Genomic DNA, 14,150 nt, shown 5'->3' with positions numbered 1-14,150 from the left:
CCGCCGGGCGTCGCCGCTCCGACGTCGCCCGCCCGGCCGCCGCCCTGGGAACCGTCGCCGAGGACCACGCGCCGAACCGGCCTCCGGCGGGTGCCCGCCGCGTGGACGCTGGACGCCGCCACGTCGGGACGACGACGGCTGTCGGCACGACGGCACGACGGCACGACGGCACGACGGCACGACGGCACGACGGCACGACGGCACGACGGCACGACGGCACGACGGCACGACGGCACGACGGAAAGCCTGCCCGCACGACCAAGCCCCGCGTGACAAGGCCCGTAGGCATGACGAGGCCGTCGGGACGACGAAGGCCGCCCGTCGTAAGAGAGCGACGGGCGGCCCGGATCGATCAGTTCGGCGAACCGGCAGCAGCAGGCCCGGCGGCGCGGGACTCAGTCGCCGCCGCCACCGCCGCCACCGTCCCCACCGCCGCCGTCGGAGCCGCCGGCGGACCCGGAGCCGCCCGACGACGAGTTCACGTCGGCGCTCGGGGCGACGCTCACCGCCGCGCGATCCCCGGAGTCACCCGACCCGGTACCACCGGAGCCCGACTCGCCCGGTCCCGAGCCGCCCGGCCGGTCGTCGTCGCGAGCCGTGCCCGTCCCGGCGTCGGTGCCGGCGGTGCCGCCCGCGAATCCGGGGCCGCCGGAGTCGCCGCCCGTGGCACCCGTGGAGCCGTCCCGGTCCGGCGTCGTGCCCCGTGCCAGCGCCGGGTCCTCCCGGCCGCGCCGGGCGAGGATCAGGTAGGCCACCGCGCCGAGGAAGACCAGCGCCGAGGTGAAGACGTTGATGCGCTGCCCGAAGATCATCGTCGCCTGGTCGGTGCGCATCAGCTCGATCCAGAATCGGCCGAGGGTGTAGCCGGCGACGTAGAGGGCGAAGACCCGGCCGTGGCCCAGTCGGAAGCGGCGGTCGGCCCAGACGAGCAGCAGCACGACGCCGACGTTCCACACCAGCTCGTACAGGAAGGTCGGGTGGACCACCGCGATGGGCGTGTGATCGACGGCGATGCCGTTGATCTGGTCCTCCAGCCCGGTGGCCGGGTCGATCCGCTGGTACAGCTCCAGGCCCCACGGCAGGTCGGTCGGGCCGCCGTAGAGCTCCTGGTTGAACCAGTTGCCGAGCCTGCCGATCGCCTGCGCCAGGATGATGCCGGGCGCCAGCGCGTCGGCCATCATCGGCAGCGGGATGCCCCTGCGTCGACAGGCGATCCAGGCGCCGACGCCGCCCAGGGCGATGGCGCCCCAGATGCCGAGGCCGCCGTTCCAGATGGCGAAGACGTCCAGCGGGTTGCGGCCCTCGCCGAAGTACAGGTGATAGTCGGTGGCGACGTGGTACAGCCTGCCGCCGATGAGCCCGAACGGGACCGCGAAGACCGCGACGTCCAGGACGGTGCCCTTCTCCCCGCCTCGGGCGGCCCAGCGTCGCTCGCCCCACCAGATCGCCACGACGATCCCGATCAGAATGCAGATCGCGTACGCCCGGATGGACAGCGGTCCGATGCGCCAGACGCCCTGATCTGGGCTCGGAATGCTCGCCAGGAACATGGATACGGTACCGGTCACGCCGTCACACTATCCGGCACTCTCGGAAATGCCCACGCATGGTCGCCCCGCGTGGTCGCTCAGTGCAGATCGAGCTGCGCGGGAAACGGCCGTTCCAGCGTGAGTCTGCCGTCCCGACTGCGGGCCGTCTCCTGGTATTCACCGCCGATCAATTCGAAGACGGTCATCGTCACCGACTGCGCCAGGGGCGTCACGAGCAGCAGGAACGGAATGCCCGCGTGCGCGTAGAGCTGCTTCTTCAGCGCGCGGTCGAACATCTTCGACGCGGGCGAGGACACCTCTACGACCAGTACGAGATCGCTCGCGTCGAGATAGAGCCCGTCCCGGTCCGGCACGCTCGTGATGGCGAGATCGGGAATGAGCAGCCGTCCGCTGTCCAGCAGCACGCTGATCCGGGGCAGCGACTCGTACTCCGGCGGAACGGCGGCGAGGAAGGAGACCTGGAGCCGTTGCAGGATCCGCTGGTGGGTTCGGCCTGCCACCGGACTCACGACCAGCGCGCCGTCGACGAGCTCGATGCGCTGCCCGTGGTCTTCGGGGAGCTGGAGCACCGCCGCCGCGGTCCAGGGACCCGCGTGGGCGAAGATGTTGGTGCTGGGCTCTGCTGGTGCGGCCATGACCGGACGCCTCCTCCAGGGTCGGCGGGCCCACCCTGGCACGGAATCCGGCTGATCGTCTTCTGCACACGCGGAGCGTACCGTCAAACACACAGAGTAGTGAATTCCCGGCGGGCGGCGCGCGGGAGGCGGCCCGATCAGGCAGGCCGCGCGGTCCGCCTGCGCACGCCCGACGCCAGCTCGGCCGCCAGTTCCCGCACCTCGGCCTGGGCGCCGGACGGCTCGCGGTCCACGCCGCCGACCCGCGAGACGAAGGCCGAGCCGACGATCACCGCGTCGGAGAAGCCCGCGATCTCGGCGGCCTGGTCGCCGGAGCGCACGCCGAGGCCGACGCCGATGGGCAGGGTGGTGTGGGCGCGGGCGCGGCGAACCGTGCTCCACGCCTCGGAGCCGACGGCGTCGCGGGCGCCGGTGACGCCCATGACCGCGGTGGCGTAGACGAAGCCGCTGGAGGCCTCGGCGGTCATCGAGATGCGCTCCTCGCTGGAGGACGGCGCGATCAGGAAGATCCGGTCGAGTCGGTGGTCGTCGGCGGCGGCGAGCCAGTCGCCCGCCTCGTCGGGGATGAGGTCCGGGGTGATCATGCCGAGGCCGCCCGCCGAGGCGAGGTCTCTGGCGAAGGCGTCCACGCCGTACCGGTGCACGGGGTTCCAGTAGGTCATCACCACGGCCCGGCCGCCCGCCGAGGCCACCGACTCGACGACCTCGAAGACGTCACGCAGCCGGAACCCGCCGCGCAGGGCCGACTCGGCCGCCCGCTGGATCACCGGCCCGTCCATCACCGGATCGGAGTAGGGCACGCCGATCTCCACCAGGTCGACGCCCGCGTCGATCATGGTGCGGAACAGGTCCGCGGAGCCCGGCACGGTCGGATAGCCCGCGGGCAGGTAGCCGATCAGCGCGGCCCGCCCCTCGGCGCGGCAGTCGGCGAACATCGGCGCGAGACGACTCATCAGGCTTCCTTCTCACCGAGCAGGCCGAACCACGAGGCCGCCGTGTCCACATCCTTGTCGCCGCGGCCGGAGAGGCTCACCAGCAGCACGGCGTTCTCGCCCTTCTCGCGCCCGACCTTCAGGGCGCCCGCCAGGGCGTGGGCGGACTCGATGGCCGGGATGACGCCCTCGGTGCGGCACAGCAGCTCGAAGGCGTCCATCGCCTCGGCGTCGGTGATCGCCCGGTAACTCGCCCGACCGGTGTCCTTGAGCCAGGAGTGCTCGGGACCGACGCCGGGGTAGTCCAGGCCCGCCGAGATCGAGTGTGTCTCGATGGTCTGGCCGTCCTCGTCCTGGAGCAGGTAGGAGCGGGCGCCGTGCAGCATTCCGGGCAGGCCCGCGGTGAGGGTGGCGCCGTGGCGTCCGGTGTCGAGTCCTTCGCCCGCGGGTTCGAAGCCGATCAGCTCCACGTCCGCGTCGTCGAGGAAGGGGTGGAAGATGCCGATGGCGTTGGAGCCGCCGCCGACGCAGGCGATGACGGCGTCGGGCAGCCTGCCCGCCTGGTCGAGCAGCTGCGCCCGCGCCTCGACGCCGATGACCCGGTGGAAGTCGCGGACCATCACCGGGAAGGGGTGCGGGCCCGCCACGGTGCCGAGGAGGTAGTGCGTGTCGTCGACGTTGGCGACCCAGTCGCGCAGCGCCTCGTTGATGGCGTCCTTCAGGGTGCGGGAGCCGGTCGTGACCGGGATGACCTCGGCGCCGAGCAGCCGCATGCGGGCGACGTTCAACGCCTGTCGCCTGGTGTCGACCTCGCCCATGTAGATGACGCAGTCGAGGCCGAGCAGGGCGCAGGCGGTGGCGGTGGCCACGCCGTGCTGTCCCGCGCCGGTCTCGGCGATCACCCTGGACTTGCCCATCCGCTTGGTGAGCAGCGCCTGGCCCAGCACGTTGTTGATCTTGTGCGAGCCGGTGTGGTTGAGGTCTTCGCGCTTGAGGAACACCCGGGCGCCGCCCGCGTGCTCGCCGAAACGGGCGGCCTCGGTCAGCGGCGACGGCCTGCCCGTGTAGTCGCGGAGCAGCCGGGCCAGCTCGTCGGTGAACTCAGGGTCGAGCCTGGCCTTGTCGTAGGCCGCGGCCAGCTCTTCCAGCGCGGACATCAGCGCCTCGGGGACGAACCGGCCGCCGTAGGGGCCGAAGTGGCCGCCCTCGTCCGGTTCGTGCGTGTCCGCGGGTGTCCGCGCCGTCGAGTCACCCGCGACGGCCTCGGCCTCCGCCGCGTCCGATCCCCGTTCGACACCGCTCATCGGCTGGGCCTCGGGCAGGCCGGGTGCGAGCCCGCCGTCACGAGCTGGGTCACCGCCGCCTTCGGGTCGCCGCTGGCCACCAGGCCCTCGCCGACCAGGACGGCGTCCGCCCCGGCACCGGCGTAGGCCATCAGGTCGCTCGGGCCTCGAACGCCGGACTCCGCGATCTTGAGGACGTCCGCGGGCAGTCCCGGCGCGATCCGGCCGAAGACCTCGCGATGCACCTCCAGGGTGTGCAGGTCGCGGGCGTTGATGCCGATGAGGCTCGCCCCCGCCTGCAACGCGCGGTCGGCGTCCTCGGCGGTGTGCACCTCGACCAGGGCCGTCATCCCGAGGGACTCCACCCGGTCCAGCAGGGACTCCAGTGCGTTCTGCTCCAGGGCGGCGACGATCAGCAGCACGATGTCGGCGCCGTGTGCCCGCGCCTCGTGCACCTGATACGTGCCGACGATGAAGTCCTTGCGCAGCAACGGGACGTCGACGGCGGCTCGCACCGCGTCGAAGTCCGCCAGCGATCCGCCGAAGCGTCGCTGCTCGGTGAGCACGCTGATCGCGCGCGCACCCGCCGCCGCATAGGAGGCCGCCAGCTCGGCCGGATCGGCGATGTCGGCCAGGTGCCCCTTGGAGGGACTGCGCCGCTTCACCTCCGCGATGACGCCGATGCCCGGCGCCAGCAGTGCCGTTCTGACGTCCTTCGGTGGCTGGGCCTGGTCGGCCAGCCGCTTGATCTCATCGAACGGCACCGCCGCCTCGCGATCCGCGAGGTCGGCACGCACTCCGTCGAGGATTGACTCCAGGACACTGTTCACGAGATCACCTCGTTGACGTGCCCGTCCGTGCGCTCGATCACGCCCACTCCCCTCGCGCGCCGCCGGGTTCCCAGGATGCTAACCCCATTCGCCCCCGCGTCGGGCCACCGGGTCCGGTGAAACCCCAGCGCAGAAAGGCCGTCAGGCGCTCCGACCTGCATGGTCGTTTGCAGGATCAACGATCCTCCTCGGTCGGGTCGGTCCCCTCGTTCAGCCTGTCCCACATCCGGCGGTCCGGCTCCACCGGGTTCCGCTCGGTCCTTCTCGCGGTGTAGCGCCCGCCGAGGGTCGGCAGCACCCCGCCTCGCAGCACGGTCCACGCGCCCGTGACGGCCAGCAGCAGGCCGCCCGCGCCCGCCGCGACCCGCCCCAGCAGGACGGCGGGCGGCTCCTCGACGGTCTGATCGACGAGCGGCCCCAGGAAGACCGACGTCGTGTCGCCGGGGCCCGCCTCGCCGCCGGCGATCGCCGCCCACAGCGCCCAGGCACCCGCGACGACGAGCAGCCCGCCGACCAGCCGACGCGGTATTCCCCGCAGCGACACCAGAGCCGCCACGGCGGCGAGCGCCAGCAGCGCCGTCGGGGTGAGCCAGGCCGCCGCGTCGGCGCCGGTGAGGACGACCGTCGAGATCAGTTCGCGCTCGTCGGGCAGGATCACCAGCCAGGGCAGCAGGGTCGCCGACCACAGCAGACCCGCCGAGACCGTCAGCAGCAGGCTCAGCCCCAGCAGCAGCCGCCTGCCCGCCGCTTCCGGACTCTTCTCGGCGGGAGCCGCCGGATCGGAGTCGGTCCGCGGGAGATCGGCCCGCTCGGGGCCGGCCTCCTGGTGATCAGTGTCCTCGGCGGGGGCCCCGTCGGGGTCCGATCGCGCGGGGTTCACCCGCTCGAGGACAGGCTGCTCCGCGGCGGCCTGCCCAGGGGCAGACTGCTCGGGCGTTGATCGCTCGGGCTCCGTCTGCTCGGGCTCCGTCTGGTCGGGGGCCGCTTCGTCAGGGGCCGCCTTCTCGGAGGCCGACTGCCCGGGGTCGGGTCGCCCGGGCGCAGGCTGCTCGGAGAACACCGCGTCGGGGTCCGTTTGATCGGCATCGGGGCCACCGGCTTGAGCACCACCGGACCCGGCGCCGCCGCCGGTCTGGGCGTCGGCCGAGGACACGGCGTCCCCGGACCGAGCGCGGCCTGGACGGGCGGCCTGCCGCTTCCGAGCGCCCCGGCCTTCGACGTCGTCCGGCGGTGCCTGCCCGTCGGTGGGCTCGGAAGACTCGGCCGCGTCGGGCGGCTCGGCGACGCCGGAAGGCTCGGGGCCGTCGGGCGGCTCGGGGGCGGGCTCAGGCACCGGAACCCCGCACCGCGAGGCTCGCGACGTCGCCGGGCAGGCCCGAAGGCCGTGTCCCGCCGCCCTCGCCCGCCGGGGCGGGTGTCGCCAGCGTCTCGGCCGTCGCGATGGCCGCCAGCACCGCGCCGGCCTTGTTCAACGTCTCCTGGTCCTCGGCGACCGGGTCGGAGTCGGCCACGATCCCGCCGCCCGCCTGCACGTAGGCGGTGCCCTCGCGCATGAGCGCGGTGCGGATCGCGATCGCGGTGTCGGCGTCGCCCGCGAAGTCCAGGTAGCCGACCACCCCGCCGTAGACCCCGCGGCGGGTGGGCTCCAGCTCTTCGATCAGCTCCATGGCCCTGGGCTTGGGCGCACCGGAGAGGGTGCCTGCCGGGAAGCAGGCCGTGATCGCGTCGAAGGCCGTGCGGCCCTCGGCGAGCCGCCCGGTGACGGTGGAGACGATGTGCATGACGTGGCTGTAGCGCTCCACGGTGAAGAACTCGACCACCGACACCGAGCCGGGCGCGCAGACCCGGCCGAGGTCGTTGCGTCCGAGATCGACGAGCATCAGGTGCTCGGCGCGCTCCTTCTCGTCGGCGAGGAGGTCCTTCTCCAGCAGCGCGTCCTCCTCCGGATCGGCGCCGCGCCACCGCGTCCCGGCGATGGGATGCGTCGTCGCCACTCCATCACGCACGGTGACCAGTGATTCGGGGCTGGAGCCGACGATGTCGAAGGGCACCGGCCGGCCGTCGGCTCCCGGCGACTCCAGCCGCAGCAGATACATGTAGGGGCTGGGGTTGGTGGCCCGCAACACCCGGTAGACGTCGAGCGCGTCGGCGTTCGTGGTCACCTCGAAGCGCTGGGAGACCACCACCTGGAACGCCTCGCCCGCGCGGATGGCCTCCTGGGCGGCCCGCACGGCCGCGTGGTGCTCGGCCTCGGTGCGCCTGCGGACGAAGTCGGGTTTCGGCCGGTCGTAGACGGCGACGCTGGCCGGGGCGGGCGCGCCGAGCCGGACGGTCATCTCGTCCAGCCTGGCCAGGGCGTCCCGGTAGGCGGCATCCACCCGCTCGGGGCTGTCGTCCCAGTTCACCGCGTTGGCGATGAGCGTGACGGTGCCCTCGTGGTGGTCCAGCGCGGCGAGATCGGTGGCCAGCAGCATCACCAGCTCGGGCAGGCGCAGGTCGTCCTCGGCCAGCTCCGGCAACCGCTCCAGTCTGCGGACGGTGTCATAGCCGAGGTAGCCGACCATCCCGCCGTGCAGCGGGGGGAGGCCGGCCAGCGGATCGGTGTGCAGCACGCGCAGGGTCTCCCGCAGCGCGGTGAGGGGGTCGCCGCCGGTGGGAAGGCCGACCGGTGGAGTGCCGGTCCAGACGGCCTCGCCGTCACGCACGGTGAGCGCGGCGGGGCTGCGCACACCGACGAAGGACCAGCGCGACCAGGAGCGTCCGTTCTCGGCCGATTCGAAGAGGAAGGTGCCCGGCCGATCGTCGGCAAGCTTGCGGTACACGCCCAGCGGCGTCTCGTCGTCGGCGAGCAGCCTGCGGACGACCGGGATCACCCGCCGATCGGCCGCCAGAGCGCGGAACTCCTCCAGCGTCGGGCTGACCACGCCGATTCCGCCACCAGTCACGTCCACCATGACGTCATTGTGCCGGTGCGCCCCGTCTCGCCGTCACGGGACATGATGAGGCGGTGAACGGCCCGACGAACTCCCTGGACGAATCGGGCGGCCCCCGCCGCCGAGGACCGCGCAGCGGGGGCGACACCCGCGCGGCCCTGCTGCGTGCCGCGAAGGAGGTCTTCGCCGAACGCGGCTACGAACGGGCCACCGTGCGGGTGATCGCGGAGCGGGCGGGCGTCGACCCGGCCATGGTGAACCACTCGTTCGGGGGCAAGGAGAAGTTGTTCGCGGCGGCCGTGGAGCTGCCGTTCGATCCGGCGCTGGTGGTGGAGACCATCCTGGCAGGCGAGGCCGAGTCGGCGCCGGAACGGCTGATCGCGACGTTCGTCTCGGTGTGGGACGCCCACGCCGACGGCTTCGCCGCGCTGGTCCGCAGTTTCAGCTCCACGGCCGCCGCCGCCGAGATGCTGCGCACCGCGCTGAGTCGCTTCGTCATCGGCGAGGCGCTCGGCAGGCTCGGGATCGATCAGCCAGGGGTGCGCGGCGGGCTGGTGGCGAGTCAGATCATCGGGCTGGGCATCACCCGGTACACGCTGCGGCTGGAGCCGATGAGCACGGCCGATCCGGCATGGCTGGTGGCGGTGTTGGCTCCGACGCTGCGGCGCTACCTCTTCGACGAGCTGGCGCCGCCGTCGGCGCGGGACTGAGGGCGAGGGTCAGCGGCGTAGTCGGTTGAGCAGGGTGATCAGGACCGCCCGATCCCCCGGCGCCAACGACGTCCCCGCCAACCCCTCAGCCGTCGCCGCCCGCAACGTCTCCACCACCGCCTCCAGAAACTCGATCCCGAAATCCGTCAACGCCAACCGCTTCTCACCACCCCGACCCGCCACCACCACATAACCCCGATCCGCCAACCGCACCACACTGTGATCCAGACTCCGAGGCGGCAGATCCAACGCCGTGTTCGCGATCGCCTTCCGCACCGGATGCGGCGACCGCGCCAACAACCGCAACAACCGAAAGTCATACACCGAAATCCCATGATCATGACGCAACACATCCGCGGGCCGCACCGTCCACCGCTGCACCGCCGCGATCAACGTCTCCCACATCACCCAGGGTTCGGCCGCGACCGTGCGCGCGCCCACGGCGACGTCCAACGGCACCGCCCCGACCGACCGCCGGGCAGCCGCGACAGACTTGACCGACGACGTCGACGCCGATGAGGAATGCCGCCCCGGTGCGGCGGATTTCGGCAGTGCCGGGGTGTTCGGCGCCGCTGACGAGTTCCGCATCACCGAGGACTTCGGCGGTGCGGACTTCGGCGGCGGTGCGGACTTCGGCGATGCGGACTTCGATGGCACTGCGGACTTCGGCGGCGCTGCGGACTTCGATCCCGGTGAGACGCCCGGCTCCGCCGAGGGCTTCGGTTCCGGGGAGATGTTCGCTCCCCGCACGGGGACCGGCTCGGGAGAGCACGGCTCGGCGAGCCGAGCGGGCGGCGCCGAAACGGGCCGGGGCGGGACGGTCGGGGTGCTGTCGGACATGTGTCGTTCTCCTGGTGCTGGTCGATTCAAGGACAGCGGGTCGAAAGGAATCCGGCCGAAAGGCGTTCGCCGAGCGGAATTCGGCCGCTTCCGACGCGGCCGGTCGGGAGTCGTCGGGTCGGGAGTCGTCGGGTGGAAGTCGTCGGATCGGAAGCTGTCGGGGCGGAAGCTGTCGGGTCCGGAACCGTCGGGTGGACGACGGCCGGGTCGAGCGGCTAGGGCGATCGGGCTCCGTCGGCACCGGTCTGGTCGCGACGAAGGCGATCAAGGGGCGCTGGGTGGGCGTCCCGGTTCGGAATCGAGTCGGCGGAGCGGCCGGTGCGCGTGTCGCGGCCGGTGGGCATCGTCGCGGCGGCCATGGATCGGGCAGCCATGGGATTGAGCAGCCAGGTGATCAGACAGCCGAGTGATTCGGCATCACCGGATCACCGGATTCGGCGATCGCGAATTCAGTGATCGCCTGATTCGGCGATCGCGAATTCGACGTGGCGTCGGCTGTCAACGGGTGCCGGCCCGAGTGAGAAGGCCGAATCCCGTGTGACGGGGCGTTAGCGGGAGAGCGCGTCGGCGGCGGCGACGGGGGCGGCGTGGAGCGCCGAGGCGTGTCTCAGACAGAGTGGGCAGCGTTGTTCGTCGTAGAAGCACACTCGCATCGGGCGTCGATTCATCGCGCGGAACTCCGCCTCCGGGGCGCAGATCGGCCGGATCAAGCGGGAGCCGTTCCAGTCGGCGTCGGCGAGGTGTGAATCACCGGTGCGCACGGTGCGCACGTACCAGGCGAGCGTCGTCACGTTTCCTCCACCGGGAGACAGATCGGGCAGCGCAGCAGCCGCACCCATTCCTGCACCGACACCAGCGCCGCGCCGCAGATCGCCACGTCCAGCGACCGATACGACTCGTCGCGGCGGTGTTCCAGTCGGCGAAACCGACCGGCCCACCTCGGCGGCGGCGCCGGCATCGGCGGGCGGCTCTCGGACACCGAAGCCTGCTCGCCGCCCCACGCGCGATCCCGCAACACGACGACGGCACCGGACGGATCGGTCTCCTTCGGCGGGAGGTGGCTCGGCACGAGACCGCTCGGCGGACGACCATTCGACGGAGGATCACTCAACGGAAGAGCCCTCGACGGAAGAGCAGTCAGCGCACGATCGGCAGCCGCGAGATCATTCGCAGGCAAGGCCGTCGGCGGCGGATCGTCCGGCGGCGAATCCGTCGGATCGGCACCGGACCATCGTGGCCGGGTCGGCTCGGCGGCGGTCACGGCTCGACCACCCGAAGCCTGCCGACGAGCACGAAGGGCCGCACCCGCGCGGCGGCCCGGGCCCGAGGAACCCGCCCGGCCGAGGCACGGGCACGGACCGGCTCGCGGCGAGCCTGCGGACCACGGCCCGTCGGCGGCGGCGGTGACTGCGCCGGAGCCGCACTCGCGCGTCCGCCCCACGACGTGGCGGAGCCGGACCGCCTGCCGATGCGGCGCAGCCGCCACAGCAGTCGGGAAAGCCGCGAGCCGACGGCGGGCGGCCCGGCGGGTTCCGTGCGGCGCGGCCGGTGGGGCGGAGTCGTCGTCATGGCACCTCCTCGGAAGACGTGTCGGGTTCGGGAGCGGCCTTCCTGCGGCCGTGATCGGGCCTGCGGGCGCAGCCGGACTCGTGGGCGTCGGAGGACGGGAAGTCCGCGTCCTGTCTGCCGCACCAACAGCAGGTGCGGGCCAACCTGTTGTTGCGTTCCGGCTCGGTCTCGTCCGGGAGCCTGCGCATCCACGGCTTCATCGCTCACCTCCGTGGCAGGCGGGGCAGGGCGTCAGTCGTTCCTCACTCTCGGCGGGCCGCACCACCACGCCGCAGCGGGCGACGTCGACGGCCCAGTACCGGACGTCGCGGACATGGGCGAACCCCGACCCCGACGCGAACACACCAGCCCAGGACGGGGCGGCATCGGATGTCTCGGAAAGGGCGGTCATCGAGACACCGCCCAATAGAGATGCAGCGCGGCGTACCAGACGCCGAGCGCAGACAAGATCAACAAGACGAAAGACATCGCCACCTCCGGAACCGTTACCCGAATTGGGAACTCCGACCCATTATCTTGGACCGGGTCCAAGACTCAAAGCCGGATTCATGAGCATGAATCAGATTCACCTGCGGTTTCCGGCTATTCTGGTTCCATGGCAGGCACTCATCGATCACCTCGGGCACTGGCACTGGCCGCCGCACTGAGGGAGGCGCGCGCAGCAACAGGGCTGACCCAACGCGGTCTGGCTGAGCGGATCGGCGCCCCGCACTCGCGTATCACCCGCTACGAGTCTGGTTCCAGGGTTCCTAAAGAAAACGAAGTGGCAACGATTCTCGGCGCCCTGGGCACGGAACCGGTGCTCCGGACGCATATCCTCGAGATAGCTCGAGACGTCGACCGCGAGACCTGGTCCGAGGTCACCCAAATGGGGACACCCACCCAGCTAGACACACTGACTCAATATGAACGCTCCGCAACCGCACTGACTGACATCTCGACAGTGTTGATCCCCGGTCTGCTCCAGACGCCAGGTTATGCACGGACGATCATGTCGAGCGCGCAGGACGCCATACCTGCTGGCGATGTGGAGCGGCGCGTGCTGTATCGCCTTGGTCGACAGCGGATTCTTGATGGCCCGTCGGCACCGCAGTTCACTGCGGTCATCGACGAGACGGCGCTGATACGCCGCGTCGGAGGGGCAGCGGTGATGGCGGAGCAGTTGGATCACATCGCATGGATGACGACGAAGCCGAACGTCTCGGTTCGGATAGTCGGGCTCGACGTCAGCTACCACCATGCGATGGTCGCTGGATGGTTCGTGATCGAGTTCGCGGACGCTGCTCCGGTCGTCCAGTTGGAGCACTTCAACACTGGAACCTTCGTCCATGCCCGCGCTACGACAAGATCGTTCCTCGACGCTCGGGATAGCGTGCTGTCCGTCGCGATGAGTCCTGAAGAGTCGACTCAGCTCATCGCGACGCACGCGGAGCACCACCGTCGAGGAGATGAACTTTATGACCGCACCTAAGGACTGGCAGAAGCCGAGCCGTTCGGGACCTGCAGCGAACTGCGTCGAGATCGGTCAGGCTCCAGGCCTCGTCGGCATCCGCGACACCAAGAACCGCGACGGCGGCACCCTCCTCATCAATCACACCACCTTCGGCACATTCCTCCAAGCGATCCGAGACGATCGGCTCCGCTGACACCGTGGCGGTCACCTGCCATCGGGTGACCGCCACCTCATCGGGGGTCGCCGGGCAGTCTCCCCTACGGCCACGTCTCGGGCATGCCGAGACAAGAGCGACGGTGGTGTTCGGCGATCCCGCCGACACGCACCTGTGCCGGCGAACAGCGTCGGCATCCGCCGCCGACCGTGGTGTGTCCATCGGGGCGCAGCACATCTGGGAGCATCATGACCGTCTCGTCCTGGGGCGACGTCGAACCCGGCGTCCCGGCGCATCATCACTGCCTCGCGACGATGGAGACCGCCGCCGACCCGAAGCACTGGACCGACGCGAGCGCCGCCGAACCGACCCTGGTCGCGTGGTCGGCCGGTGAGGTCGTCGAGTGGGTACGCCTCCAGCTCGACAGCCACGCCGCCGAGGCGAAGCCCGAATTCGGCGACGGAGCACGGATGACGCACGCCCTCGCGGCCTACGATCCCACGCCTGCCCCGTTGTCGACCTGGCCGTCCACGCACCTGCCGAATCTGTGGGAGCGGCTCAGTTCCACGACGTCCCGTGGCCGCTGGGCGATGGAGACGTGGAAACTGTCGTGGCGATCGTCGGTTGGTGCTCCAGATCTTGAGCTACGCGGACCGCGACCAGCCCCAGGGCACGTATCTCGGCCGCCCCTACGAGGTGTGCCGCCGGCATGACCGCCCGGCGGAGTCGCCATACCGACCGCCGGCACCGACCGCGCACACGGAGTCCTGCACCGCGCCGGTGCGGGACGCCGTTCGCAGGAGTCGTCTGCGGGCGGCTCCCGCCCGAGCTGCCCGCGCCCGGTATCACCCCACCGGATTCGTCGGCCGGTAGCCGCCCGATGCCCCCGCGAACACGGAAGACCGGACGCGGCGGCCCGGCTCGTGGACGTCCTCCCGACCGCCGCGCGGCGGAGTCGCTGACGGCGATGGCCACTGCCCTCCCGCTATGCCTGACCGCACAACGGGTCACTGCCGACGTCGGTCAGTGTGAAGCGCCGTGCCTGCCTCTATCAGCACGGGAGATGAGCCTGGCGGCATCGCCCGCCACGTCGTCATCGCCTCCGGCAAGCATGAGGTCGGCCCACGCACGACCTCCATACGGATGCACTGCGAGCACGACGAGGTCCCGAGCCGGGAGCCCCGGCGTTCAAGCATGGCCGTAGCCGCTGAACATCGTCTCCTCAGCGAGAACTACTGAGTCGGCGAGTTCTCGGGAGCGC

17 protein-coding genes are annotated in these 14,150 nt (G+C 71.3%); 4 read left to right on the top strand and 13 right to left on the bottom strand.

Annotation, left to right across the window (positions count from 1 at the left end):
* Positions 1 to 395 precede the first annotated feature (395 nt).
* The 7 genes from lgt to AHOG_RS09445 all read right to left on the bottom strand — a co-directional run bounded on the left by lgt (position 396) and on the right by AHOG_RS09445 (position 8,184).
* Complete coding sequence (gene lgt, locus AHOG_RS09480) at positions 396 to 1,550, bottom strand: prolipoprotein diacylglyceryl transferase (RefSeq protein WP_093941022.1); 1,155 nt, start codon at positions 1,548 to 1,550, stop codon at positions 396 to 398.
* Between the two features lie 77 nt (positions 1,551 to 1,627).
* On the bottom strand, positions 1,628 to 2,185 hold the full coding sequence (locus AHOG_RS09475) for a Uma2 family endonuclease (protein ID WP_093941021.1): 558 nt from the start codon (positions 2,183 to 2,185) through the stop codon (positions 1,628 to 1,630).
* A 137-nt stretch (positions 2,186 to 2,322) separates the two neighbouring features.
* On the bottom strand, positions 2,323 to 3,138 hold the full coding sequence (trpA, locus tag AHOG_RS09470; protein ID WP_093941020.1) for a tryptophan synthase subunit alpha: 816 nt from the start codon (positions 3,136 to 3,138) through the stop codon (positions 2,323 to 2,325).
* On the bottom strand, positions 3,138 to 4,439 hold the full coding sequence (gene trpB, locus AHOG_RS09465) for a tryptophan synthase subunit beta (RefSeq protein ID WP_245856950.1): 1,302 nt from the start codon (positions 4,437 to 4,439) through the stop codon (positions 3,138 to 3,140). The genes trpA and trpB overlap by 1 nt, the downstream gene beginning before the upstream one ends.
* Positions 4,418 to 5,230 (bottom strand): indole-3-glycerol phosphate synthase TrpC, encoded by an 813-nt coding sequence (gene trpC, locus AHOG_RS09460; protein WP_093941018.1) that lies wholly within the window; start codon positions 5,228 to 5,230, stop codon positions 4,418 to 4,420. Before trpC ends, trpB begins: the two co-directional genes overlap by 22 nt.
* Positions 5,231 to 5,405: 175 nt before the next feature.
* Positions 5,406 to 6,110 carry a Trp biosynthesis-associated membrane protein gene (locus AHOG_RS28445; RefSeq protein WP_157736737.1) on the bottom strand — a complete coding sequence of 235 codons (705 nt, stop codon included), beginning with the start codon at positions 6,108 to 6,110 and terminating at the stop codon, positions 5,406 to 5,408.
* A 445-nt stretch (positions 6,111 to 6,555) separates the two neighbouring features.
* Positions 6,556 to 8,184, bottom strand: coding sequence for an anthranilate synthase component I (locus tag AHOG_RS09445; protein WP_184450871.1), 1,629 nt, complete (start codon positions 8,182 to 8,184; stop codon positions 6,556 to 6,558).
* Positions 8,185 to 8,237: 53 nt separating this feature from the next.
* Between AHOG_RS09445 and AHOG_RS09440 the strand changes: the two genes are divergently transcribed.
* Positions 8,238 to 8,873, top strand: a complete 636-nt coding sequence (locus AHOG_RS09440; protein WP_184450873.1) for a TetR/AcrR family transcriptional regulator — start codon at positions 8,238 to 8,240, stop codon at positions 8,871 to 8,873.
* A 9-nt stretch (positions 8,874 to 8,882) separates the two neighbouring features.
* Here AHOG_RS09440 and AHOG_RS09435 read toward each other — a convergent pair whose 3' ends face one another.
* The 6 genes from AHOG_RS09435 to AHOG_RS28435 form a co-directional block, all read right to left on the bottom strand.
* Complete coding sequence (locus tag AHOG_RS09435; protein WP_093941015.1) at positions 8,883 to 9,332, bottom strand: MarR family winged helix-turn-helix transcriptional regulator; 450 nt, start codon at positions 9,330 to 9,332, stop codon at positions 8,883 to 8,885.
* A gap of 929 nt (positions 9,333 to 10,261) precedes the next feature.
* Entirely contained in the window at positions 10,262 to 10,504 is a 243-nt protein-coding gene (locus tag AHOG_RS09430) for a hypothetical protein (RefSeq protein ID WP_093941014.1), read from the bottom strand.
* The gene (locus tag AHOG_RS09425; RefSeq protein WP_093941013.1) at positions 10,501 to 10,782 is read right to left on the bottom strand and encodes a hypothetical protein; all 282 of its coding nucleotides are present in this window, start codon (positions 10,780 to 10,782) and stop codon (positions 10,501 to 10,503) included. The genes AHOG_RS09430 and AHOG_RS09425 overlap by 4 nt, the downstream gene beginning before the upstream one ends.
* 188 nt (positions 10,783 to 10,970) lie before the next feature.
* Positions 10,971 to 11,282 (bottom strand): hypothetical protein, encoded by a 312-nt coding sequence (locus tag AHOG_RS28440; RefSeq protein WP_157736735.1) that lies wholly within the window; start codon positions 11,280 to 11,282, stop codon positions 10,971 to 10,973.
* Complete coding sequence (locus AHOG_RS09420; protein ID WP_093941012.1) at positions 11,279 to 11,482, bottom strand: hypothetical protein; 204 nt, start codon at positions 11,480 to 11,482, stop codon at positions 11,279 to 11,281. Before AHOG_RS09420 ends, AHOG_RS28440 begins: the two co-directional genes overlap by 4 nt.
* Complete coding sequence (locus AHOG_RS28435) at positions 11,479 to 11,673, bottom strand: hypothetical protein (protein WP_157736734.1); 195 nt, start codon at positions 11,671 to 11,673, stop codon at positions 11,479 to 11,481. Before AHOG_RS28435 ends, AHOG_RS09420 begins: the two co-directional genes overlap by 4 nt.
* Positions 11,674 to 11,877: 204 nt before the next feature.
* Here AHOG_RS28435 and AHOG_RS09415 point away from each other — a divergent pair, with 204 nt between their 5' ends.
* The 3 genes from AHOG_RS09415 (at position 11,878) to AHOG_RS09405 (ending at position 13,602) form a co-directional block, all read left to right on the top strand.
* Positions 11,878 to 12,753, top strand: a complete 876-nt coding sequence (locus AHOG_RS09415) for a helix-turn-helix domain-containing protein (protein WP_093941011.1) — start codon at positions 11,878 to 11,880, stop codon at positions 12,751 to 12,753.
* Entirely contained in the window at positions 12,740 to 12,928 is a 189-nt protein-coding gene (locus AHOG_RS09410) for a DUF397 domain-containing protein (protein WP_093941010.1), read from the top strand. The genes AHOG_RS09415 and AHOG_RS09410 overlap by 14 nt, the downstream gene beginning before the upstream one ends.
* 209 nt (positions 12,929 to 13,137) lie before the next feature.
* Positions 13,138 to 13,602 carry a hypothetical protein gene (locus AHOG_RS09405; RefSeq protein ID WP_093941009.1) on the top strand — a complete coding sequence of 155 codons (465 nt, stop codon included), beginning with the start codon at positions 13,138 to 13,140 and terminating at the stop codon, positions 13,600 to 13,602.
* Positions 13,603 to 14,150: the final 548 nt, after the last annotated feature.

The sequence above is a fragment of the Actinoalloteichus hoggarensis genome (assembly GCF_002234535.1).
Taxonomy (GTDB): domain Bacteria; phylum Actinomycetota; class Actinomycetes; order Mycobacteriales; family Pseudonocardiaceae; genus Actinoalloteichus_A; species Actinoalloteichus_A hoggarensis.
Note: the sequence above shows the minus strand (reverse complement) of the source record. Positions and strands in the feature narration are given on the sequence as shown.